This is a genomic window from Flavobacterium sp. ov086 (assembly GCF_900187965.1).
In the GTDB taxonomy this organism is placed as follows: Bacteria; Bacteroidota; Bacteroidia; order Flavobacteriales; family Flavobacteriaceae; genus Flavobacterium.
In genome coordinates this window covers 61,986-85,474 of sequence record NZ_FZNL01000019.1, presented here as the reverse complement: position 1 = coordinate 85,474, position 23,489 = coordinate 61,986, and the positions used below count along the sequence as shown (strand labels likewise).

26 protein-coding genes are annotated in these 23,489 nt (G+C 34.0%); 4 read left to right on the top strand and 22 right to left on the bottom strand.

Annotated features, from left to right (window positions below):
- Positions 1–37: 37 nt before the first annotated feature.
- The 14 genes from CHB81_RS19160 to CHB81_RS19095 all read right to left on the bottom strand — a co-directional run bounded on the left by CHB81_RS19160 (position 38) and on the right by CHB81_RS19095 (position 11,598).
- On the bottom strand, positions 38–928 hold the full coding sequence (locus CHB81_RS19160) for an urea transporter (protein WP_089353451.1): 891 nt from the start codon (positions 926–928) through the stop codon (positions 38–40).
- 24 nt (positions 929–952) lie between these two features.
- Complete coding sequence (locus CHB81_RS19155) at positions 953–1,654, bottom strand: hypothetical protein (protein ID WP_089353450.1); 702 nt, start codon at positions 1,652–1,654, stop codon at positions 953–955.
- 10 nt (positions 1,655–1,664) lie between these two features.
- Positions 1,665–2,450: an urease accessory protein UreD gene (locus CHB81_RS19150; protein ID WP_089353449.1), complete on the bottom strand. Its 786-nt coding sequence runs from the start codon at positions 2,448–2,450 to the stop codon at positions 1,665–1,667.
- Positions 2,450–3,088, bottom strand: coding sequence for an urease accessory protein UreG (ureG, locus tag CHB81_RS19145; RefSeq protein ID WP_089353448.1), 639 nt, complete (start codon positions 3,086–3,088; stop codon positions 2,450–2,452). The genes CHB81_RS19150 and ureG overlap by 1 nt, the downstream gene beginning before the upstream one ends.
- Positions 3,089–3,116: 28 nt before the next feature.
- A complete protein-coding gene (locus CHB81_RS19140; protein ID WP_089353447.1) occupies positions 3,117–3,809 on the bottom strand; it encodes an urease accessory protein UreF in 693 nt (230 codons plus the stop codon).
- Complete coding sequence (ureE, locus tag CHB81_RS19135; protein ID WP_089353446.1) at positions 3,802–4,314, bottom strand: urease accessory protein UreE; 513 nt, start codon at positions 4,312–4,314, stop codon at positions 3,802–3,804. The genes CHB81_RS19140 and ureE overlap by 8 nt, the downstream gene beginning before the upstream one ends.
- 72 nt (positions 4,315–4,386) lie before the next feature.
- On the bottom strand, positions 4,387–6,108 hold the full coding sequence (gene ureC / locus CHB81_RS19130; protein ID WP_089353445.1) for an urease subunit alpha: 1,722 nt from the start codon (positions 6,106–6,108) through the stop codon (positions 4,387–4,389).
- 1 nt (position 6,109) lies between these two features.
- Positions 6,110–6,478, bottom strand: a complete 369-nt coding sequence (gene ureB / locus CHB81_RS19125) for an urease subunit beta (protein WP_089353444.1) — start codon at positions 6,476–6,478, stop codon at positions 6,110–6,112.
- A gap of 12 nt (positions 6,479–6,490) precedes the next feature.
- Complete coding sequence (gene ureA, locus CHB81_RS19120) at positions 6,491–6,793, bottom strand: urease subunit gamma (RefSeq protein ID WP_089353443.1); 303 nt, start codon at positions 6,791–6,793, stop codon at positions 6,491–6,493.
- A gap of 299 nt (positions 6,794–7,092) precedes the next feature.
- Entirely contained in the window at positions 7,093–7,467 is a 375-nt protein-coding gene (locus CHB81_RS19115) for a hypothetical protein (protein ID WP_089353442.1), read from the bottom strand.
- Between the two features lie 348 nt (positions 7,468–7,815).
- Positions 7,816–8,562: a hypothetical protein gene (locus CHB81_RS19110; RefSeq protein ID WP_089353441.1), complete on the bottom strand. Its 747-nt coding sequence runs from the start codon at positions 8,560–8,562 to the stop codon at positions 7,816–7,818.
- A gap of 119 nt (positions 8,563–8,681) precedes the next feature.
- Positions 8,682–9,146: a DUF962 domain-containing protein gene (locus CHB81_RS19105; protein WP_089353440.1), complete on the bottom strand. Its 465-nt coding sequence runs from the start codon at positions 9,144–9,146 to the stop codon at positions 8,682–8,684.
- A 360-nt stretch (positions 9,147–9,506) separates the two neighbouring features.
- Positions 9,507–10,769 (bottom strand): TMEM143 family protein, encoded by a 1,263-nt coding sequence (locus CHB81_RS19100; protein ID WP_089353439.1) that lies wholly within the window; start codon positions 10,767–10,769, stop codon positions 9,507–9,509.
- 367 nt (positions 10,770–11,136) lie between these two features.
- Positions 11,137–11,598 (bottom strand): hypothetical protein, encoded by a 462-nt coding sequence (locus tag CHB81_RS19095; RefSeq protein ID WP_089353438.1) that lies wholly within the window; start codon positions 11,596–11,598, stop codon positions 11,137–11,139.
- 296 nt (positions 11,599–11,894) lie between these two features.
- On the opposite strand from CHB81_RS19095, the gene CHB81_RS19090 reads away from it, so the two are divergent.
- Entirely contained in the window at positions 11,895–12,503 is a 609-nt protein-coding gene (locus CHB81_RS19090; protein WP_089353437.1) for a YkgJ family cysteine cluster protein, read from the top strand.
- Between the two features lie 62 nt (positions 12,504–12,565).
- Here the strand turns inward: CHB81_RS19090 and CHB81_RS19085 are convergent, their stop codons facing one another.
- Positions 12,566–13,264, bottom strand: a complete 699-nt coding sequence (locus CHB81_RS19085) for a LytTR family DNA-binding domain-containing protein (protein WP_089353436.1) — start codon at positions 13,262–13,264, stop codon at positions 12,566–12,568.
- Entirely contained in the window at positions 13,240–14,109 is an 870-nt protein-coding gene (locus tag CHB81_RS19080; protein ID WP_254921170.1) for a sensor histidine kinase, read from the bottom strand. Before CHB81_RS19080 ends, CHB81_RS19085 begins: the two co-directional genes overlap by 25 nt.
- Before the next feature lie 309 nt (positions 14,110–14,418).
- Here CHB81_RS19080 and CHB81_RS19075 point away from each other — a divergent pair, with 309 nt between their 5' ends.
- From CHB81_RS19075 to CHB81_RS19065, 3 genes are all read left to right on the top strand, one after another.
- Complete coding sequence (locus CHB81_RS19075; protein ID WP_089353434.1) at positions 14,419–15,402, top strand: DUF6268 family outer membrane beta-barrel protein; 984 nt, start codon at positions 14,419–14,421, stop codon at positions 15,400–15,402.
- A gap of 40 nt (positions 15,403–15,442) precedes the next feature.
- Positions 15,443–15,655, top strand: a complete 213-nt coding sequence (locus tag CHB81_RS19070) for a hypothetical protein (RefSeq protein WP_089353433.1) — start codon at positions 15,443–15,445, stop codon at positions 15,653–15,655.
- Between the two features lie 145 nt (positions 15,656–15,800).
- On the top strand, positions 15,801–17,330 hold the full coding sequence (locus tag CHB81_RS19065; RefSeq protein ID WP_089353432.1) for a SulP family inorganic anion transporter: 1,530 nt from the start codon (positions 15,801–15,803) through the stop codon (positions 17,328–17,330).
- 82 nt (positions 17,331–17,412) lie between these two features.
- On the opposite strand, the gene CHB81_RS19060 is transcribed toward CHB81_RS19065, so the two are convergent.
- The 6 genes from CHB81_RS19060 to CHB81_RS26730 all read right to left on the bottom strand — a co-directional run bounded on the left by CHB81_RS19060 (position 17,413) and on the right by CHB81_RS26730 (position 23,472).
- Positions 17,413–18,615: an ectonucleotide pyrophosphatase/phosphodiesterase gene (locus CHB81_RS19060; protein WP_089353431.1), complete on the bottom strand. Its 1,203-nt coding sequence runs from the start codon at positions 18,613–18,615 to the stop codon at positions 17,413–17,415.
- Positions 18,616–18,921: 306 nt separating this feature from the next.
- Positions 18,922–20,550, bottom strand: a complete 1,629-nt coding sequence (groL, locus tag CHB81_RS19055) for a chaperonin GroEL (protein WP_089353430.1) — start codon at positions 20,548–20,550, stop codon at positions 18,922–18,924.
- Positions 20,551–20,683: 133 nt separating this feature from the next.
- Positions 20,684–21,040 carry a four helix bundle protein gene (locus tag CHB81_RS19050; protein ID WP_089353429.1) on the bottom strand — a complete coding sequence of 119 codons (357 nt, stop codon included), beginning with the start codon at positions 21,038–21,040 and terminating at the stop codon, positions 20,684–20,686.
- 83 nt (positions 21,041–21,123) lie between these two features.
- Positions 21,124–21,399 carry a co-chaperone GroES gene (gene groES / locus CHB81_RS19045; protein ID WP_012023920.1) on the bottom strand — a complete coding sequence of 92 codons (276 nt, stop codon included), beginning with the start codon at positions 21,397–21,399 and terminating at the stop codon, positions 21,124–21,126.
- A gap of 141 nt (positions 21,400–21,540) precedes the next feature.
- A complete protein-coding gene (gene secG / locus CHB81_RS19040) occupies positions 21,541–21,882 on the bottom strand; it encodes a preprotein translocase subunit SecG (protein WP_089353428.1) in 342 nt (113 codons plus the stop codon).
- Between the two features lie 3 nt (positions 21,883–21,885).
- The gene (locus CHB81_RS26730; RefSeq protein WP_141130426.1) at positions 21,886–23,472 is read right to left on the bottom strand and encodes a tetratricopeptide repeat protein; all 1,587 of its coding nucleotides are present in this window, start codon (positions 23,470–23,472) and stop codon (positions 21,886–21,888) included.
- Positions 23,473–23,489 lie beyond the last annotated feature (17 nt).

Sequence of the window (23,489 nt, the reverse complement as noted above, 5' to 3'; positions counted from 1 at the left end):
ATAATTATTTTGAATTCAATGATGTTCTAAATGGATTTTAGTTTTGTTTTTTAGTAATAAAAAATCTCTGAATAAGTAATGTAATACATGTTCCTACCACAAACGGAAAAGTTAATACGCCGCCTACTTCAGTCAGGATGTTATGATCAATCAGGAAGTCATCAATAGCAACCGTAATCAAGACTGCAATTAATACCCATAACCCGTCTGTTTTTTTGAAACCTGAAAAAGCAATAGCCGAAAGTACTGCGTTAAAACCGAATAGTCCCATATGAATACCTTCGATTGATTCGCCATCCATGTATGAAAAATAAGCCCCCAATAAAGATCCCAAAAGACCATATAAAGCAGCTGCGGGGGAGCTGATAAAAATTGCGATAAAGAAAATGACTCCGGATAATAATCCTCCTTGAAAAATGACTTCACCAAAGCCATTTATGGGTGTTATAAATTCACTGTATGCAACATTTTCCGGTTTTGCGCTAATCATTTCCGAAGGTGGGATATCTGTAAAATGATGTAATACAAAAACGGATAACCAAATTATAACAATGAATGGAAATGTAAACGCCGGAATTTTTTTGCTAATAAAAAAATGCTGGATAATACTTGCCAGTGCACCTCCTAAAACAATAAGAGTCCAGATTAATATTGTAGTCTGAAAGAAAAAAGACAAAGCTACTCCCACCAAAGCCGCACTAAAACCATATAATCCGGCATTAATTTCGGATTTGTCATAACCTAATTTAATCGCTGTAAATGTTCCAGCACTTGTAGACAGTAAAATAGCAACACCTCCCTGCCAGCTTCCTATAAAAATACCAATAAGAAATAAGAGTCCTGTCCATCTGTTTTCCTGAAGCATAATTTGCCCCATTCCCTTTAATACATTGTCGATAAAGGGAAATTTTGTGAAAATTTTATCCATTTTGAATTGTTTTTTGTTTTGAATTTACCATCCTAAAAAGACCATTCCAATACCGCATATAGTGACTACAGCGCCACTTACAACACTCATATAGCGTTCTAGTTTGTCGGTCTTGAAAAAGGTTGAATATCCGTATCGCCCAAGCAATACCATGCCCAGCATTGTTGCAACAGTTGTAAGTGCAAATGGTATTACTAATGCAAGAATTTCGGTCACAGAACGATTTAATCCCGAATAAAAAAGAAGCGGTGTAAGTGGTTCACTTGGTCCCATGACAAATATCATAAACAACACAAAGGGTGTTACTTTTATCCGGCTTTGAGGCATAACGACTTCTCCGTGATTATGTTCATACACATAAACATCATCTCCTAATACATCAAAATGCTTGTGAGGTTTGTTTTTTATGGTTTGAATAACTCCATATATGAGATAGATTACACCAAAAAGGAGCAATGCCCAACCTGAAATGTTACCTCTGATTTCCTGAAACCAAGAGAATTTATTAAGCTGCCATCCCATAAAAACCCCAATAGTTCCCAAAACCAAAGAGCTCAGAACGTGGCCAAAACCACAGGCAATTGTGAGCAGAATTGTTTTGCTTTTACTCCATTGTTTAGATTTCGACAAAACAATAAATGGTAAATAATGGTCTGGTCCTGATGCGGTGTGTATAAAACTTATAGATACAGCACTCAGTATTAATGCCCAAATAGTAGTATTCATAGCTTCTTTTTTATTCTAATTCCCAAAGGATTTCCTGAACCTTAAGGAAAAAATTATACATTACTTCACCACCATGTCCCAGTGTTCGAATAACGAATCCGTTATCTTCCATTGCCGAAATGCCGATTTCCATCTCACTTTGAGATTCAATAATAGAATAGATAGTTTCGACTAAGAGATTTTTATTCGTATTTTCTTTTGTACTATAAAAGATAAGAGTTCCCTGATGCGTAAATTCTTCCAGATTTCCTATGCCGTTTATCGGAATCAGATCGGGTTGAATAAGCACATTGTCCTTTACAACCAATTTATTTTTATGATAAATCTCTGTAAGATTCTGAAAACGTCTCAGTTTAAAAAGCTCTCCATAATGCTTTCTTCCACAGGTGATTATTTCACTAATTATCAACTGACTGTTTGTACCAATACGGATTTCGGCTTTACTTTTGAAATCAGAATTTTCATGAGGAACCACCGGATGTGGGACATAGGCAAAAGAAGTATCATCCTCCATCGAGATAGTAAGCTGCTGCACAGCGTCATTTTTCATATTAAATAATCTTTGATATGATTGTGACTGCAGCTGCAACGCGGCTCCTTTTTCTAAATCAATATCTAATTGGTAACGATCACCGCATAGAATTCCCGGCGAGGTACTCATCACAATTTGATAAAGCTTATTGTCGGTTTTGCGTTGTCCTACAGATACTACACGAAAAGGAGGAGACACATAGAGGTCTTTTACATAGGAACTTCCTTGTTTATAACCTGCTATAATATGTAAGCGACTGTTCATTATCTTAGTAGATTCGGTTCTTCACAATCTTCCAGTAAAGCATATTTTTTGATCCAGCCTATAATTTCCTGTACGCCCACATCTGTCTTAAGATTTGAAAATATAAAAGGAGCTCCTTTTCTCATTCTTCTCGCATCATTTTCCATCACTTCAAGACTTGCACCTACATAAGGAGCCAAATCGATTTTATTGATCACCAGTAAATCTGATCTTGTGATACCTGGTCCTCCTTTTCTTGGAATTTTTTCACCTTCGGCAACATCAATTATAAAAATGGTTACATCGGCAAGATCCGGGCTAAAAGTTGCCGATAGATTATCTCCGCCGCTTTCGATAAAAATCAATTCAATATCTGAGAAGCGGTTTGCCAATTCATCTACTGCTTCAAGATTCATACTTGCATCCTCGCGAATAGCGGTGTGAGGGCATCCTCCTGTTTCTACCCCAATAATGCGTTCATGAGGCAAAAGACTGTTTTTAGCCATAAACTCTGCATCTTCTTTGGTATAGATATCATTTGTAATCACACCAAGATCATACGTTCCGTATAAGTGTCTGCTTAATCGTTCTAATAAAGCAGTTTTTCCAGAACCTACTGGTCCGGCAACGCCTACTTTTATATATTTTCTATTTTTCATTTTTTTGTAAATTGATTACTAATTTTAATTACGACATGTATAATCTTGAATACAGTCTTTCATGCTGCATACAGCGAATGTCAAAAGAGGTATTGCATAGTCCTACATACTCTCGCTCTAATGTTATGGTTTCCTGAGCCGTTTTTTCCATTATCGGATACAGACGGAATAAAATATCCTGCCCATCCAATTGTCCCAGTGGTACTAACTTTACAGCATTGGTAATCATTCCGGCGGTAGAAGTGTAGTAAAATCCAAAAAGGGCTTCTTGCAGAGGAATTTTTAACAGAGAGCAATACATTCCAAAAACAATAGAGTAATGAGAATTTGCATCACCATTTCGAACCGCTTTTTCATAAGCTTCCATTAACTGAAAATTCTCACGTCTTTTGAAGATTTTAATCAAACGCAATCCCAATTTCTGACTTGCCTGACGAATTTCTCTTGGACACTTTAAAGCGTTACATTCCTGATCCAGATCTAAAATCGCTTTCAAATCATTAGTCTCAGCAGCTTCGTAGGCCAATTTTACAAAAGCACCATCGTTGTACTTGAGATTATACTTAAGCATATTTTCTACAAACTCCTGTGCAGTTGCTGCGTTGTGTACAATTTTATTTTGTATAAACGTTTCAAGTCCGTTAGAATGAGAATATCCTCCAATAGGTAATGTAGGATCGGAAATATGCAAAAGACTGGCTAAAAATTTTATATTATTCATCTTTTGGAGCTGCCATTTTTAGGATTTTAGTAAAAATTGTTGAACCCAAACTTCCATGTCCGTGAGGTTCTACATTCGATTTTAACAGATTAAGTAATTTCACAGATTGTTTTTCGGGTTTAAAACCACTCACTTCCAACCATCTGAACATTGGCATTTCAAAAGGCAGCAATACTTTGTCTTCTTGTATAAAAAGCGGAATATGTTTGTTTCCAATTTCATAACACACTGTTCCCATTTCGAGCATTGAAGACGGAGAAATAACAATAGTTTCTGTTTCCAGAATATTGACCACAATTATTTTCTTTTCATTTTCAAAAAGAATATCTCCCTCTCGAAGGCGTTGCCCTTCTCTAAGGAATTTAATGGCAATATCTTCTCCCTGACGTGTCTTTTTACGTTGAATTCTCTTTGTTGATTCAAACCATTCTAAGTCGAGATAATCTATTGATCGTCCGTTAATTGTACTATTCGAAATAGTACCTAAAGTTTCACTGATGGTCATCGTTTTTTATTTTTTATATTGGACCTAACAGCTTTTCAAAATCTGTTAGGTCTTTTTAAATGTCTACTACTATTAAAATAAATAATACAATTGAGTCAACGGAAGCGTTTCTGCCGGCTCACAAGTAACGTGTACACCATCTACCATTACATGATAGTTTTCGGCATTTACTTCAATTACCGGTGTTTTATCATTATGGATAAGGTCTTTTTTAGATATGTTTCTGCAATTTTTTACAGGAAGAATCATTTTTTCCAGCTTATAATCAGCAATAGATCCATTATCAATCGAAGCCTGAGAAACAAAAGTTGCACAAGTGGTGAATTTAGCACGACCATAAGCTCCAAACATATTTCTGTAAATCACTGGTTGTGGAGTAGGGATAGACGCATTTGGATCACCCATTTTTGCAGCAATTACAAAACCTCCTTTTACAATCATCTCTGGTTTAACACCAAATAAAGCTGGTTTCCAGATTACTAAGTCGGCTATTTTACCTGGCTCAATAGAACCAACATAGTTCGAAATACCGTGAGCAATAGCAGGATTAATAGTGTACTTGGCTACATAACGTTTGGTACGGAAGTTATCATTTTGTGTATTTTTATCTTCTTCTAACTGACCACGCTGATCTCTCATTTTGCTTGCCGTTTGCCATGTTCTGGTAATTACTTCTCCAGGTCTTCCCATAGCTTGAGAATCGGAACTCATAATACTGAATACTCCCATATCATGCAAAATATCTTCGGCAGCAATAGTTTCAGGACGAATACGAGAATCCGCAAATGCTACATCTTCAGGGATATTTTTACTCAAATGGTGACATACCATAAGCATATCAAGATGCTCATCTATCGTATTAACGGTATAAGGACGTGTAGGATTTGTAGAAGCAGGCAATACATTTGGATACATAGCGGCTTTGATGATATCCGGAGCATGTCCGCCACCAGCACCTTCAGTATGGAAAGTATGAATTACTCTTCCATTGATCGCTTTCATGGTGTCTTCCAGAAATCCACCTTCGTTTAAAGTATCAGTATGAATAGCCACCTGAACATCATATTTATCCGCTACTTTAAGTGCAGCATCAATTGTTCCGGTTGTAGCTCCCCAGTCTTCGTGAATTTTTAAACCTAAGGCTCCTGCTTCAACTTGTTCTTCAAGTGGTGCTTCTGCCGAGCAATTTCCTTTACCAAAGAAGCCTAAGTTCATAGGAAATTCTTCTGCAGATTCCAACATTCTCTGAATATTGAATTTACCTGGCGTACAAGTCGTTGCGTTTGTTCCGTCATTTGGTCCTGTTCCTCCGCCAATCATGGTTGTAATACCACTGTAAAGAGACGTTTCAATTTGTTGTGGACAGATATAGTGAATGTGTGTATCAATTCCTCCGGCAGTTACGATATAACCTTTACCACCATGAACCTCTGTAGATGCACCGATAATCATGTTAGGAGATACTCCATCCATTGTGTCTGGATTTCCTGCCTTGCCTATAGCGATGATTTTACCATCTTTGATTCCAATATCTGCCTTTACAATTCCCCAGTGATCAATAATAGTTGCTCCGGTGATACAAAGGTCTAATACGCCCTGATCTCTTGTGCGTTCAACATTTTGTCCCATCCCGTCACGAACCGTTTTTCCACCTCCAAAAACAGCTTCATCGCCATAATGGGTAAAATCTTTTTCGATTTCAATGATGATGTCAGTATCTCCCAATCTAATTCTGTCTCCAGTAGTTGGACCTAATATATTAGCATATTGCTTTCTGTCTACATTTAAGCTCATGTTATGAATTTTTAAAATTTAATTGATTCGCTTTAGCTAAACTTTCTTTTTTCGTAGTATCAGAATCTACCAATCCGTCAACAAGATTATTAAAGCCCATTGCTTTTTTGTTTCCGCCAATTGCTACAAGTATCACTTCTTTTTCCTCTCCCGGTTCAAAACGGACAGCTGTACTGGCAACAATATTCAGTCTTTTTCCAAAAGCCTTTTCACGATTAAAACTCATCGCTTTATTCACTTCAAAAAAGTGAAAATGAGAACCCACCTGAATAGGGCGGTCTCCTGTATTGGTCACTTTTATTTTTACAGTCTCTCTGCCTTCATTGCAGATGATTGTGCCTTCTTTTACAAAAATTTCTCCTGGTGTCATAATAAATTGGGATTAACGAATTGGATCATGTACGGTTACTAACTTGGTTCCATCAGGAAAAGTAGCTTCAATCTGAACATCGTGAATCATGTCTGCTACTCCCGGCATTACATCATCTTTTGTTAGAATCTGAGCTCCGTCACGCATTAACTCGGCAACTCTTTTGCCATCTCTTGCGCCTTCCAGTAAAAAATGACTAATTAAAGCCACTGCTTCAGGATAATTTAATTTTAGACCTCTGGCCTTTCTTTTTAGAGCAAGTTCTCCTGCTGTGTGCAACATGAGTTTCTCAATTTCTCTTGGTGTTAAGTGCATAATTATTTTTATTTAAATTAAATTATTGTATTATTTATCTTGTTAAAAATTAAAAAAAGATACAATGAATGTCTGAAAAGTGAATATTTAATCTGTAAAAGATTCATTTATAGTTTGATACCTATTAAAAGAATTAATAGAGTAATACCAATAATAATTTTTTGGTTTTGACAGCATTCTTTAAAGTTTAAACCAAAAAATGCCGACGGTGGAAAGAAACTTAACAACTTGCTTTCAGCAAAAGCAAAAGTTCAATTTTACCCGTAATTACAAACTTATAAATGAAGTCTAAAAAGAAATTAACAACTGGGAATTCGGAGGGAATGAAATAAAATATATCGGGGTAAAGTGATATACGAATAATTATGACTGGTTATACTAACCGGCTGTGTAGAATAAAAATGAAGATTTAAAGTATAAGCACTCCATTCTTCAAATAATATATTAATGTCTAATAGTGGTTGATTTAAATCATCATCTATCGCAAGTCCTTCTTGAATATCGAATACATTAAAAACAGAATTCGAAATTTGGTTATCTGTTTTTTGTGAATATGTACCGCTATTATTTTTTAATAACAGATGATTTTCACTTTTAAGCATAAAGAAAGCACCACAAAAAATTGTGAAAAAGAAAATGGCATAACGCCCAATTGATCCCTTTTTTGCTTTCATTATCATAAATGTAAAGGTATACTGATAGATGTTTTTGTCACTATCAAAAAGATCACTTTAAATAGTCAAAATCGGGACAAAATATAAAAATGCAGTTTTTTAACCCGCTGGACATTATTATTTGAGTTTTAAAACATCAGTAAGGTCTTGTTAATTTGCTAATTATAATAGCCTGTGTTTTTTATTCAGGAGCTTTTTCCAGCCATTCCACTATATCTTTAATGGTGAACCACACCATTAAAGGATGCCGTTTCTGTCTGGGCTATGGCATCAGTTTTCAGGAGAAGATAGCTTTCTGGTAAAGGCTGCCAGTTTTCAAAAGCGAAGCTAATGTCATGTTCTAAGAGATTATTCCTCAAAGATTTTTTCAGTATCAGTGTGATTATTTTCCTGATATAATTTTTTGCCAATTTCACCGCTGTCGCCTAGAGCACGGCCTTTAATTAGCCAGGCAATTCCGAAAGCAAATAAGGCAAGAGCTTCGAGAATTAAAGTAGAATATCGAAATAATTTTAAAGTTTCAGAAATAGGGACAAGAATTACAAAAGCAATGATTGAATATCCACAAAACCGATAAATATTGTTTTCGTTTAAAATGCTTTTCTGATCCCGGTTTCCGTTTTCCTGACCAATAGTAAATACATTAATGGCGAGTAAAGCCATAATCAGAAAAAGTAGCGCTGCAAAAGTATAATGAAGCCAGCCCAGCCATTTTTCAGGATATGGAACCAAAGTATAAATTTTGGAAGCAAAATCATCCGGATTCATAGGAAACAGTGCTACTCCAATGGCCATAATTCCGGCGATATTAGTCAGTAGATTATCGTTTTTAAAAATAGAAGCATTACCGTATCCTTTGTACCGAATTAAAAATAACCCGACAGCAGCCAAAGTTCCTGTAAAAAATTCCCTGAGATTGGTGTAGTAATAATTGCTTATAGAAGGCTGAAGTGGTGTTTTGAAAAAAGCGATAAAAGATAAACCTACCAAAAATATCGGAAGACTAATACCCAAATACCCAATAGCGCGCCTGATTCTTCGATAGGTAAAAATATCAAAGCTTTCAATTTTAACTTCTTTGTTATTTATCTTCATAGCCAATCGATTTGTTGTTCCTTGTTTCAAAATGACAAGTTTGTGTGAAAAAAGCTAAACAAAAAAAACTGTGTTAGCCTACGTCATCTGCGTGCCATTATCACAGCATTTTTTTAAAACTACTTTCTGGAGAACAAATTTTCTACAACCCAAGCCGGACCAATCATTAAAAATTGAAGATCTTTTAAGAAAGAAGGTTTTTTGCCTTCAATATTATGTCCGTAGAATTGTCCGATCCAGGCGATAACAAAAACACCAATCGAAAACATCCATAAAGGAAAAACCTGTCCGATATAATAATTTACAATTAAACAAATAGCAGAGAAAATGGCAATTTTAATCGCCATTGCAATTGATAATCGGATGTAAAAAACAAGAACAAAAAGGAGTACAACAACTGCCCAGTTTTCAATAATTGGAGTATTTAGTTTTAGAGTATTGGCAATAAAACCACTCGGAATACTCATTAACAGGCCCACTATTGAAAAGTAAATTGCAGGTACACAAACATAATGTATCGCCTTATTTTTTGGGTTCTGATGACTTACTGCATATTCTTCAAACCATTGCTCTAATGTTCTCATTGTTTTGGATTTAGGTATACGTAAATCTAATAATTTTTTTAGAAGGAGCAAAGGCTTAAAGGAGCAAAGGTTCAAAGGTTGAAAATTGTATAGGTTTTCTTGAAAATATTTATGATTTTCAAAAACATTTCTACTATTGTATTTGTTGAGCGTAATTAGTTTTAACACATAGAAACATAGATTCTGTACGCTCAAAAAAGACGTTTCATTTCTTTAAAAGGCACAGAGTCCAGCTATGTGAAAGAAACATGTTTCTTTTTATACTCTTTTTACAGATCCAAAATCTATGTTTTAAATGAAATTTTAGGAATTAAACACAACGGTTATTGTATATAAAAACAAGCCAGGGATTTTAGTTTTCTAGTCCCTTTGTAACTTTAAGTCTTTGTAACTTTGAACCTGATTATAATCAAAAACACCATCCCATAATTCATCAATTGTGATTAATGCCTGATCAAATGGCAGAACTTCCCATTTTCCATTAGTTTCAATACCCAGACCAATGTTTTTTAGTTTCTCTAAAGCATCTTTTACGTCAAAATCAAGATCGGTTTTTAGATTTGTTTCGAACCAGGATTCAATTTGGGAATCCAATTCTTCTGCCGTAAGAGGTTTGCTGCTTTTATACAAAAAAGTATAAGCCAGAATTGTTTCTTTAAGCACTTCTTCTTCAGAAGAATTTAAAAGTGAATAAAAAGCACCGCTATTGTTTCCCAGATTCTTAAAGTAAAGACTGTCTGAGAGTATTTTAGAATATTTAATTTTCTTATTGACAAAGTTGTTGTATTGACGAAACAAATAAAGTGACAAAATTCCAAGTGCAATTAAACCTTGATTAAGTGACGTTTTACTGTCTAATAAATCAATAGTTTCACCTGTTTCGTAGGCATTATACATATTGATTAAAGCAGGAATTACTTTGGCACTTAAAAGCGAAATTCCACCAAAAATTCCGGGAACCCATAACAATAGTTTGTCTGTGGTTGACATTCTTGGAATTGCATTTGGAAAAATAGTTTCGATATCGTTTTTAGGAACTCGTTTAAAAATTTTTAAAACTACAGATCCTGGTTCAATTGGCATTTTACCCAATTTGACTTTCTTTTGCTTGAGAAAATGGGTGTCATTATAATGCAGATAAATCATGACGCGATCATAATATTCGATCTCGATTTCTTTTTTCCAAAAGAAATATTTTTTGACTTTTTCTTTCGATTTGTGATGTCCGCGAACATACAATTCATAATCTTGAAAAGCATTAAAATCGATCGAAAGTTTTAAGCCAATTAAATCAGAATTCTGAAATGCTTTGTCTAAAGTCTCCTGATCGATTCGTATATAATTTCCTTGTTCCAGAACTGTAAGCAAAGTTGCTTTGAAAAGGGAGAAATCACTTTTACCCATAAAACTTTTTCGCTCTTTTAAACTCAAATCCGGATCAAACAAGGCATAATTTTGTTTTAGATTTCGGTTTAAATTAAAGGCTTCATAATGAAAATAATGTTCGATAATGTCAAACAATTTTTTAAATTCATCAACTTTTTTGGGGTCTTCGGAGAAGGTATTTATTTGTTGTTCGAGTAAGAATTCCTTGTTGAAGGGAATATAATGTTCTCGTGTCATATTTTTTCTTTGTAGGTTCTGAAGGACTAAGGTTCAAAGATACAAAGGTTTTTTTTAAAAGGTTCAAAGGTTTTGAGGAACAGAGGGACAAAGTTTTTTTATTTTTGGAATTTAGAAAAAAAGTGAGATTTTTAATCGATGGCATCGACTAAAAATCTCACTTAATTGTTCCAAAAAAATGACAGCATTTTAATAATTCTCCTTTAGGGGAAAACTATGTTTTAAAAGTAAAATTATTCAGGGCAATTTTACCACTAAATAAAGTTTTGGCAATGCGTATTTATACGTGTTTTTTATGAGGAGGTAAATATTAACAATCTTTATAAGTTTTTTAGGGAGCAACTTGAAGAATATTGTCTGAAGTATTTCAGTTTGTGTTTTTTAGTTCGATTACTTTTTCAATAAATTGTATCAGATTTTTTCTTTCTAAGGAGAATAAAGCAGTTTCATCTTCAGTATTTAGATATAAATCGGCAATACTTATAGCATCCATGTTATTGTTTGAGTAATGATGTTCAGCATATTTGATAAGATTGTCTAAAAAAAGATCACGCAATCTTCCTTTTTCCAGCGTTTCTGCGTTGCCTTCTTTTATTTTGTCCATTTCTGATTCCGGCAAATCTATAGTGAGATAAGTATAGTCTACAGGAACATTTGTAATCATCTCTTTAGTAACTTTTCCAGTTCCAAGGCAATATGCACATGGCGCAGGCACCCATTTTAATTGTCTATTTAAGCGTTTTATATCATCCCAATCAACAAAAGTTTTTCCAAGGCATCTGGGGCATTCTAAATCTAATTTTCTAAATAGTTTCTTGAAAATGGTCATTTTTCTACAATTATTTTTAAACGATTAGTGGCATTGCGAATATAATTATTTATGTAGGAAAAATTGTTTTGCTGAAGGTTTTTTTGAAGAAAAGATTTACGGTTGCTGAAAATTATAAGCTTTTAAAAAATGACAAATTTTGCTTTGCGGCTTTTTGAAAGAATTTTTGAGAAACATAGTGTGCATTTATGTAGTTGTGTGGTTTATACTTTAAGGAGTGGATGCACAAACTATTCACAATAAAACCATGACCTTAGCATGAGCCATTTCTATTAGTCTACCTTACGAAAAAAACAATGGCAATAGAACTGAAAGTTAGGCTGATTGAGGAATTGTTTGACCGTCTTGAAATTGAAATAACCACTTTCAAATCTGAAACTCATTTGTATTGCAACGCAGGTTGTGGTAAATGTTGTTCTAAACCAAATATAGATGCTTCTCCTTTAGAATTTTTGCCTTGGGCGTTTCATTTATTTTTGAATGGCAAAGCTGAAGAAACCTTAGAAGAATTAAACAATTCGTCTACTAAAAACTGCCTTTTATATCGACCACTTTCCGTATTAGAACATCATAAAGGAAGTTGCAGTAATTACCGCTATCGCGGATTAATATGCCGTCTTTTTGGTTATGCTGCAAATACAGATAAATTTGGAAAACTAAGATTAGCTACCTGCAAAATTATTAAAGAAGAACAACTAGAGAACTTTAATGCTGGTGAAGAAATGATTAATAATGGAAAGTATGTACCCATTTTCACCGATTATTATATGCAGCTTGCACAAATTGATTATAAAATGGGAATGACTTTATTACCCATAAATGAAGCATTAAAAAGAGCTATCGAAGAGGTTTTGCATTATTACGCCTACAGACCATTTCCGGGTGAACTTGACAATATTGCATAAGAAGACTTTATAAGGTATAATAACGAGAATTATCTAATAATCAAATTGACACATTCTCAAATTTAAAACAACAAAATCTGATATTTCCTTCCTATAGGAATAATTTTTCCGTTAGATAAGGTTAGTGTTTTAAAAGTTTTTGAGGAGATTTCGCGCGTGTTTACGATATAAGAACGATGAACCTGAAGAAAGTCAATGCTGTTGATTTCGTCTGCAATATTAGAGAGTGAGCCGTAGATAATTAAAGGAGATTTTAATTTTTTGCTGTGCAATTTCATGTAGTTGCCCAGACTTTCGATATAAAGAATATCACTTAAAAGCGTCTCGATCATTTGACCGTTGGCACGGTATGAAAGTGTTCTTTCGCTGGCAGTGTTTTCTTTTTTAAGACTTTTCCCTGAGTAAAAGGTTTTGGCTTTTTCGATTGCTTTAGAAAATTTTTCGAATGAAATAGGTTTCAATAAATAATCAATAGCATCGTTTTGATAGGCAGAAAGTGCAAAGTCAGAATAAGCTGTGGTAACGATGGTTATTGGACGATTGGGTTGTAGCTCCATTAATTCAATACCGGAAATTACGGGCATGTTAATATCCAGAAAAATAATATCGTATTTGTTTTCGTTGAGCATTTTTACCGCTTCCATACCACTAAAAGCACTTCCGGAGTATTCCAGATCGTCGTATTTTGCGATATGAGAAGCTAGCGCCTTGTGTGCAGGCGTTTCGTCATCAATAATCAGGCAACGATAGGTAAGTCCCATATGTTCAGTTTTACGCTAAAGGTGTTTTTTTCTCTTTTGCAGCTCAGTTCATGTTTCAAACCGTAGACTTCAAGCCGTCTTTTTAGATTTTCGATTCCAATTCCTGTTCCTGAAAGTCTGGAACCTGATTCTAAATAATTATTTCTCAGAGTAAATGATAAATGTCGTGATTTTACTTTTAAATCCAGGGAAATAAATGGTTCGGCAGTTTCTCCAGAAAACTTAATGGCATTTTCGACCAAAGGTAAAAAAAACAAAGGCGGAATATCAATGTTGTTAAAATCGCCCATATAATTTTGAATTACATTTAATCTGTCGTTTCTAAAAGTATAATATTCAATATATTTTTTAATAAAACCTATTTCTTCAGCAACCAGAACATAATCTTTTTTGGTAGCTTCAATTTGGTAGCGCAACATGTCAGAAAGATTTAAAATCCTGTCCGGAACTTTATCAGGTTCTGTCAGAGATTCTCCGTATAAATTATTCATTGCATTCAGTAAAAAATGCGGATTAAGCTGTTGTTTCAAAAACAAAAGTTCAGACTTGAAATTCATAATGTCTTTATCTGTATCCATGATTTTTTTAGTGATTACAACATGAATAAAGTAAAAAAACATTCCGTTGATAATAAGCGATAATATTTGAAGTGTTTTGAAATTTCCTAACCCCATAAGAGGGAAAAACCAATTCATGAAAAAGTAAAAACAAGTCCAGTAAATCGCAAAAAGTGTAAAGAATATTTTAACCTTTTTTTTGAATAAGAAAGGTTTGATGATAAAAAGATTGAAAATGGTAATCCATACAATACAAGGAAAATAGCCAACGGTTATTTTACTGATCATGTACGACCAACTATGGCCGTCTAATCGTATTTCGTCATAAACACAGGCCAAAATCACCAAAAATATAAAAGTGTGTACGATGAGGTTTCGGAGAAAAAAGTTCTGATATATTTTGAGAATCGTCATAACGGCAAAATTAGCGAAATAGTATAGTTTTTACTTTTTTAGGAGCCATAATTATACAAACGCCATTGGTATAAATAATACGCCATTGGTATAATTAAGCTATTATAGTCAGGACTTCGCAATTACATTTGCCTCGAGTTTTAATCCTCTTTCTTTAATCAAACGTTGAAATTTCATTGGCTTATGAAAAAAACAAAAATCATTTGTGTTTTAATTGTATTTGCATCTATGCGAACAGTTGCTCAGGAAAAAGATGCTCCAATAAAAACGGTTGCAAAAGTGGTAATGGATAAATTTCCGACCACGAGAATTTTGGACGTACAATACGAACAGTTAGGGCCAACTAATTTTGATTCAAAGCTTTTTGGAGAAGGTTTTGAAAGAGGAAGAATTGAAAGTCATAACCGATTTAAAGCAGCAATCAATGTGCCTTTTTTTAGTTCACAATCTAAAAGGTTTGTTTTAACAAGTTCACTGCGTTATAAATATGAAACCTATGAATTTGGAGATATTTATAACTATAATTCAGCAACAACTTATACCAGAGAAAAAGAGGAAATTCATTTTTTTGCAGCTGCTTTAAGCGCAACTTATGTTTCGACGCTTTTTCATAAACCTGTTATTTACAATGCTACTGCCACTGTAGACGGAAATGAGGATGGTTTTCAGCGTGTAAAAGGTTTTGTTACCGCCAATATTGTCCTGAAAAGAACGGCCAATACAACTCTTACCGTTGGAGCCTTGGTTATGTTAGATCCGTCGTCGATTATTCCGGTTACACCACTTTTGACCTATAATCACAAATTTGAAAATTCAAAATGGGACATCGATTTTATTTTGCCACAGCGTTTACAGTTCAGGAGAGAATTGCTGGAAAATGGAAGAATTTCCTTAGGAACGGAATTGAACACCGAAAGTTTTTACTTAAATTTAAACAATTCAAAATTGAAAGGAATTTATGAATTGAATCAGTTGGAATTAAAGTCGGGAATTACCTATGAATACCGCTTTACGCCAAGAATTATTGGAGTAATTAAAGGCGGTGTTAATAATGTTATGAGTGTACGTATAACAGAAAAAGGGGAGCGAACGTCTGAGTATGTATACGATCAGAAGGAAGATGCACAGGGATATTTTAGATTTGGAATTTCCTATAATCCGTTTTAAAAGTAGATTTTAAATTAAAGAAGTATTAAAATTAGCAATTATGATTGTTGAAGTTTTTAAAACAAATGTTCAAAAAGAAGCAGACAAAAATTATGTTATTGCTGTTATTCAAAATCAATTTCCCAATTATAAAATCAATTTTGATTTAGAAGACTGCGACAAGATATTAAGAGTTGAAGGCATTGATTTAGAACCCAAAAGTATAATTGATTTCGTAAATTGTCTGGGGTATATATGCATAAAACTAGAGTAAAATTAATGTACCAATTTGATAATTAGAAAATGAGATAATTATTATGCGCGATCTATAAAATTTTCTAATCATCTCATTTTCTAATTGACACATTATCTCAATTGCTGTATTTTCTAATTGACAAATTTTCTACATTTGTCCTCTTATGAAAAAAGCTTTCCAACTCTTCGACTTTACTCAAAAAGTCAATTATAAAACTGAAATTTTAGCCGGTTTAACAGTTGCGATGACAATGATTCCTGAATCTTTATCATTTGCTATTTTAGCCGGATTTCCACCTCTTGTGGGTTTATATGCCGCTTTTATTGCGGGTTTAGTGACTGCTATTTTTGGAGGAAGACCCGGAATGATCTCAGGTGGAGCAGGAGCAACAGTTATTGTTTTGATTGCTTTAATGAAGTCACATGGAATCGAATACGTTTTTGCTGCAGTGGTACTTGGCGGTGTAGTACAAATTTGTATCGGACTTTTTAAATTCGGAAAATTTATTCGATTAGTTCCTCAACCCGTTATGTTTGGTTTTGTAAACGGTTTAGCGGTTGTGATTTTTATGTCGCAATTAGAACAGTTTAAAACCGTAGTTAATGGTCAGGTTTCTTGGTTGCAAGGGACGCCTTTATATATTATGTTAGGCCTGGTTGCGCTTACAGTTGGTATCGTTTTACTTTTTCCTAAAATCACAAAAGCAATTCCGGCTTCTTTAGTAGCAATTTTAGTGGTGTTTGCGATTGTACTTTTATTTAATATTGAAACCAAAACGGTCGAAGATATTGCTTCAGTTCAAGGCGGATTTCCGCCGTTTCACATTCCTAAGATTCCGTTTTCTTTTGAAACCTTCAAAGTAATTTTTCCCTACTCGGTAATTGTTGCGGCAGTTGGTTTAACTGAAGGTTTGCTTACGCTAAATTTAGTTGATGAAATTACCGGAACCCGAGGTAACAGCAATAGAGAATGTATTGCTCAGGGAAGCTCAAATATTTTAAACGGTTTCTTTTTCGGAATGGGTGGATGTCCAATGATTGCTCAAACTCTGGTCAATCTTTCTGCCGGATCAAGAGCACGACTTTCAGGGATAATTGCTTCTTTGACTATTTTGTTAATCATACTTTTTGGAGCGCCGGTAATTGGAAAATTACCAATGGCAGCATTGGTTGGTGTAATGATGATGGTCGCAATTACTACTTTTGAATGGGCAAGTTTCAGAATCATAAATAAAATGCCTAAACATGATATTTTTGTTGGAATTCTGGTTGCAGTAATTACAATTCTATTGCACAATTTGGCTTTGGCAGTTTTAATTGGGGTGATTATTTCAGCTTTGGTTTTTGCCTGGGAAAGTGCCAAAAGAATCCGTGCCCGACATTTTACTGATGAAGCAGGAGTGAAGCATTATGAAATTTATGGGCCATTGTTTTTTGGTTCTATAGCAGCTTTTATAGAAAAATTTGATCCGGTAAACGATCCAAATCATGTAATTATTGACTTTAAAGAAAGCCGTATAGCCGATATGTCTGCGATTGAAGCACTAAATAATTTAACTAAGAAATACAGTCAACTTGATAAGGTAATCGAGTTGGAGCATTTAAGCCCGGATTGTCGGGAATTGCTTAAAAATGCTGAAGCTGTTATCAAAGTAAATGTGATTGAAGATCCTACTTACAAAGTGGTTTCTTAATTAGATAATGTGTCAATTAGAAAATTAGATAATGATTATGCTTGTCTATAAAATTATCTAATTGCCACATTACCCCCATTATCTAATTAACAAGCATGTTTTTTACTTCACTAAACTTACCGTCTACTCCTTCAATTTGTAAACCTAAAATATGAGCAATTAAAGGGTAGACGGAAACATTTTGAAACGAGCTAACCTCTTTATCTACTTTAAAAGCGGGACCTTTTGCATAGAAAATAGCCTGCATATCTTTTCGTTTATTGTCATAACCATGAGTTCCGCCTTTTATGTTTTGATCTTTTTTGGTTACTAAACTATATCCTTTTTTAGCTTCAATAACAAAATCATGAACGCGTGGATTTGTACCATAATGCAGTCTTTTAGGAAGTTCACTTGATCTCCAAAATTTAATATGTGGAACTTTTTTTAAAGCTTTTGCGATAGAATCCTGAAAGCCCGGTTTTGCCTGAAGACTCATAATGGGGTTGATTACATCTTTATAACCCAACCATTCCGGTTTTAGATAATCCAGAATAGCTACTTTTTTATCATTGCTAATATCGGCCATTCCGTGATCTGAAACAATAATCAGATTAATTTGTTTTCCGATGGATAATTGATCCAGTTTAGATGATAATTGTCTCATAACCGAATCCATTTTGTGAACCATTTTTTCGTTTTCAGGAGAAAGCGGACCAAAATTATGACCAGTATGATCTGGTTCGTCAAAATATAAAGTAACCAAATGTGGGCGTTGTTTTTCAGGAAGTTGCAACCATTTTATAATGGTATCAATTCTATTTCCGTACGGAATTTTATTGTCGTAATTTTTGTAAATACCAGGTCTTTTTTTATCCGTATCAGATCCCGGCCAGAAGAAAGAAGCGCTTTTTACACCTTGTTGTTCAGCTACATTCCAAATGGGATTTCCACCATAAAAACGGGAGTCATTTTTTGCATTTGTCGATAAAGAGAAAGATTCGTTTAAAGCTGAATCATAGAAAACATTATTGATAATGCCATGATGATCCGGATAAAGACCCGTCACAATCGAATAATGATTAGGAAATGTTTTACTTGGATAGGACGGTCGCATAGATTTTGCATGAACACCTTCTTTAGCTATCTTATCAAGGTTTTGAAGATGAAAATGTTTAGCATAATCCCAACGAAATCCATCCATAGAAACTAATACGACATAATTGTCTTTGGAAGATTGTGAATAGGATAAAGTGGTAAGAAGTAAAAATGTAAAAGATAATAGGTGAGTTGTAAATTTTCTCATTTTGCAATTTTAATAGAACTGCAAAGATATCGATAACTGATTTTTTAAAGAAAAAGAGAATGTTAAACTAAGTGAAATTTTGCCACTAATTTTCAAAAATGCTATATATGAGATAAAAAGGTTGCCACGAATTTCACGAATTAACACTAATTTTTTATGCGTAATTATAAGAAAATTAATTCGTGATAATTCGTGAAATTCGTGGCGAAAAAAAAATCTTTTAATTCATTTAATCTGTGGCAAAAACAAAAAAACCGCCAAACAGAAATTTCTGTTTGGCGGTTATAGTTTAAGAAGTTAGAACGATTACATCATTCCTGGCATACCGCCACCCATTGGCATACCGCCAGCGCTTTCTTCTTTAATATCAATTAATGCACATTCTGTAGTTAAGATCATTCCTGCAACAGACGCAGCATTTTCTAATGCTACACGAGTTACTTTTTTAGGATCGATAATTCCAGCTTTAAGCATATCTACGTATTCGTCAGTTTTAGCGTTGTAGCCAAAATCACCAGAACCTTCAGCAACTTTTGCCACAACTACAGAACCTTCAAGACCTGCATTTTCGACAATAGTTCTTAATGGAGATTCAACAGCGCGAGAAACGATTTGAATTCCTGTTGCTTCGTCAGCGTTATCAGCTTTAATTCCAGCTAATGCAGCTTTTGCTCTTAACAAAGCAACACCACCACCTGCAACAATTCCTTCTTCAACAGCAGCACGAGTAGCATGTAACGCATCATCAACTCTGTCTTTTTTCTCTTTCATTTCAACTTCAGATGCAGCACCAACATAAAGAACAGCAACACCACCAGCTAATTTAGCCAAACGTTCTTGCAATTTTTCTTTATCATAATCAGATGTAGTAGTCTCCATCTGACCTTTAATTTGGTTTACTCTGTTTTTGATGATATCAGCTTCACCAGCACCACTTACAATTGTAGTGTTGTCTTTATCGATAGAAACTCTTTTTGCAGTTCCTAACATTTCGATAGTTGTATTTTCAAGAGTATATCCTCTTTCTTCAGAAATTACAGTTCCACCAGTTAAGATTGCGATATCTTCTAACATTGCTTTTCTTCTGTCTCCAAAACCTGGAGCTTTTACAGCAGCAATTTTAAGAGCACCTCTTAATTTATTTACTACAAGAGTTGAAAGAGCTTCTCCATCAACATCTTCAGCAATAATTAATAATGGCTTTCCTGATTGAGCAACTGGCTCTAAAACAGGTAGTAACTCTTTTAAAGAAGATACTTTTTTGTCGTATAATAGGATATATGGAGAGTCTAATTCAACTTCCATTTTCTCAGGGTTTGTTACGAAGTAAGGAGAAAGATATCCTCTGTCAAACTGCATACCTTCAACAACATCCACGAAAGTGTCCGTTCCTTTAGCTTCTTCAACAGTGATAACACCTTCTTTTCCTACTTTAGCGAAAGCAGTAGCAATTAATTCACCAATAACTTCGTCATTATTAGCAGAGATAGAAGCAATTTGTTTGATTTTATCAGAATCACTTCCAACTACTTTAGCTTGTTTAGCTAAGTCAGCAACGATAGCTTCAACAGCTTTATCGATACCACGTTTCAAATCCATTGGATTTGCACCTGCAGCAACGTTTTTCAAACCTTCTTTTACGATTGCCTGAGCTAAAACTGTAGCAGTTGTAGTTCCGTCACCCGCTAAATCATTGGTTTTAGAAGCAACTTCTTTAACCATTTGAGCGCCCATATTTTCTAATGGGTCTTTTAATTCGATTTCTTTTGCAACAGAAACACCATCTTTAGTAACAGTTGGTCCACCAAATGATTTTCCGATAATTACGTTACGACCTTTTGGTCCAAGAGTTACTTTTACAGCATTTGCTAATGCATCAACACCACGTTTTAATCCGTCACGTGCTTCAATATCAAATTTTATATCTTTTGCCATTCTATTTTTGCTTTAGGCAGTAGGCGTTAGGCTTTAAGCCTTCTACTGCTGAATTAATAATTTTTTTATTGCTTTAAGCTTTAGGCAGTACGCTTTAAGCTTTTGTATAAGCTTATTGCATATTGCTTACAGCTTATTGCTGAATTAATATTTGTTTTAATTTGTAAATTTTGCTTTTTATGCTGTTGATTTTTTCTATCAGATTTGCAGAAATTTCATTATTTAGATATTTCAAATCTTTAGCTAAAATCAAAAGATATTCTGTTTCACTTGCAGAACCTAAAGCTATATTGAGAAATTGATTAAATTCTTTGTCACTATTTCTTCCACATCCTTCACTGATATTCGTTGGAATTGATGAAGATGCTCTTCTAATTTGACTTGTTAATCCATATAATTCTTCTTTCGGAAATGTAGAAGTCATTTTATAGATTTCTAAAGTAAAAGAATGACTAAGCTGCCAAATATCGTATTTCTTAAAATCTCTCATTTGTTTTTTTGCTTTAGGCCTTAGGCAATATGCTTTAAGCTTTTAAAAAAGCCTACAGCCTACAGCTTATTGCCTACAGCAATTTAGATAATTGCAAGGATATCGTCCTCACGCATAATCAAATAATCAGTTCCTTCAAGTTTTAATTCTGTTCCTGCATATTTACCATATAGAACAGTATCGCCAACTTTTACGGTCATAGTATGATCTTTAGATCCATTTCCAACAGCTACAACAGTTCCTTTTTGTGGTTTCTCTTTGGCAGTATCCGGAATAAAAATCCCTGAGGCAGTTTTAGTTTCAGCTGCAACAGGCTCAATAAGTACGCGATCTGAAAGCGGTTTAATGTTTAAGGCCATGATTTTATATTATTATAAAGTTATACGTTTTTTATGCTCTATTGGACTTCAGAAATTGTGCCATGCTCTTAAAACTGACATTATTTCTTAAAAAAAATGCCAGCTTTGACAGGCTGGCATTTAATATTTATATCTATGTGATTATTTTGCTGCAGGAGTCGCCGGAGCAGGTGTTTGTTGAACTGGAGCAGCTGGTGTGTTAGCAGCAGGAGCTTCAGTTTTTTCAATGATTTTAGAATCAGAATCACTCAATGATCCTGTAAAGCTTAAGCTTGAAAGCAAAATTAAAGCAATCAAAATAGTAGCTAGTGTCCAGGTACTTTTATCTAAAAAGTCTGTTGTTTTTTGTACTCCACCTAACATTTGAGTTCCGCTGATAGTAGAGGATAATCCGCCTCCTTTAGGGTTTTGAACCATGATTACTACGATCAATAGAAAACAAACTATTGTGATTAAAACTAAAAAAATTGAAAATGTGCTCATTGCTTAATTATTATTGTTATTTTGTTGTAAAATCTTTATATCCGAAATACGGTCTGCAAAGAAACTAATTTTTTCTGGATATTTCAAAATTAATATTTCATATGCTTGTATTGCTTTTGTATATTTCTTTTGTTCCAAATATACTCTGGCTAAAGTCTCTGTCATTAAGTAGGAATTATCCTCTTGATTGATGTCAAATTGTACCGTTGGGTTTATCGCAACTTGTTTTATAGGAGAAATTTTTGGATTAGTCTCAATAAACTTATCGATTATTTCAGCTTTTTTCTTTTTCTCTTCGTCAATTATTTCGACTACAGCTTTTGGTTCTGCTTTCGGCGTTATTTTTTGTTCAACAGTTTTTTCAACTTGTTTTACCTCTTCAGGAGTTTTTGGTGCTTCTTCTGTTCTGTCAATAGGTTCAGTTTTTGCTAATTGCAGCCATTCCTGAAAAGAGTGCTTTTCATTAACAGAAAAATCTAATGGTTTTCCTATTTCCAGATTTTCTTCCGCAATTTTTACAGTTTCGGGAACCTCGGCGTCTTTAATTTCTTCAATTTCCTTTGATTCTTCAAAAACTACTGATGAAGTTTCTTTAATAGAGTTTAAGATTGATTTCTCAATCGGATCAACTTGTACTTCCGGAATTTCATCATCATCATCAACTGTTTCATCAAAAAAAGTTGAAGTTACGATTTTAACAGGTTGCTCAATGATAGGATCAACCTTTGGTTCGTCAACTTTTATTGGTTCGTCAAAAGTTATGTTTGTTTCTTCTTTAATCGAAGTTGAAATTGGCTGCTCAATAATAGGGTCAGTTTTTGGTTCCTCAATTATTGCAGGTTCTTCAATAGTTACTTCTTCGAAAGTATCTAAAATTGATTGTTCACTTATTGACTCAATTTTAATTTCCTCTGTTTTAAAAGGCTCTTCAGAAGTTACTGTTGTTACTTCTTCAAAAGAATCTAAAAATGATTGTTCGTTAATTAGTTCAATCTTAATCTCCTCTATTCTTATAGGTTCTTCAAAAGTTGTGATCGTCACTTCTTTAAAAGAATCTAAAATTGATTGCTCACTAATAGGCTCGTCAAAAGTTATGTTTGTTTCCTCTTTTGTAGAAGTTAAAACAGGTTGTTCAACAATAGAATCGATTTTTGTTTCCTCGATTATTGCAGGTTTTTCAAAAGTAACAGTTGTAGCTTCTTTAATAGAATCTAAAATTGATTTCTCAATTGGATCAATCCGAACCTCTGTGACTTTCTTAATTTGTTCTGTCGAGACGATTTCGCTGTCAAAAACAGTAATATTCAAAAGGTCTTTCAGCTTTCTATCATAATATTCATTCTGAATAGAAGTAAAAGTTTCAGATGTTATAAAATCAAACAAAACCGAACGATCAGTTGTATAAGCTGCCGTAACTTTTAGAGCATAATTATACTTAAAGCTGTTTTGATCATAAAGTCCTTTTAATCGCAATGCGCGCGCACTTTGAAAATACGGAAATTCATTCAAAACACTTCCTAATGCATCCGCTTGCTTTTCTGTAATAGCATCGGGTTTGTTCATTAAGTAGATATAATCAGTTACGTTCATTATTTATTGTTTAATCG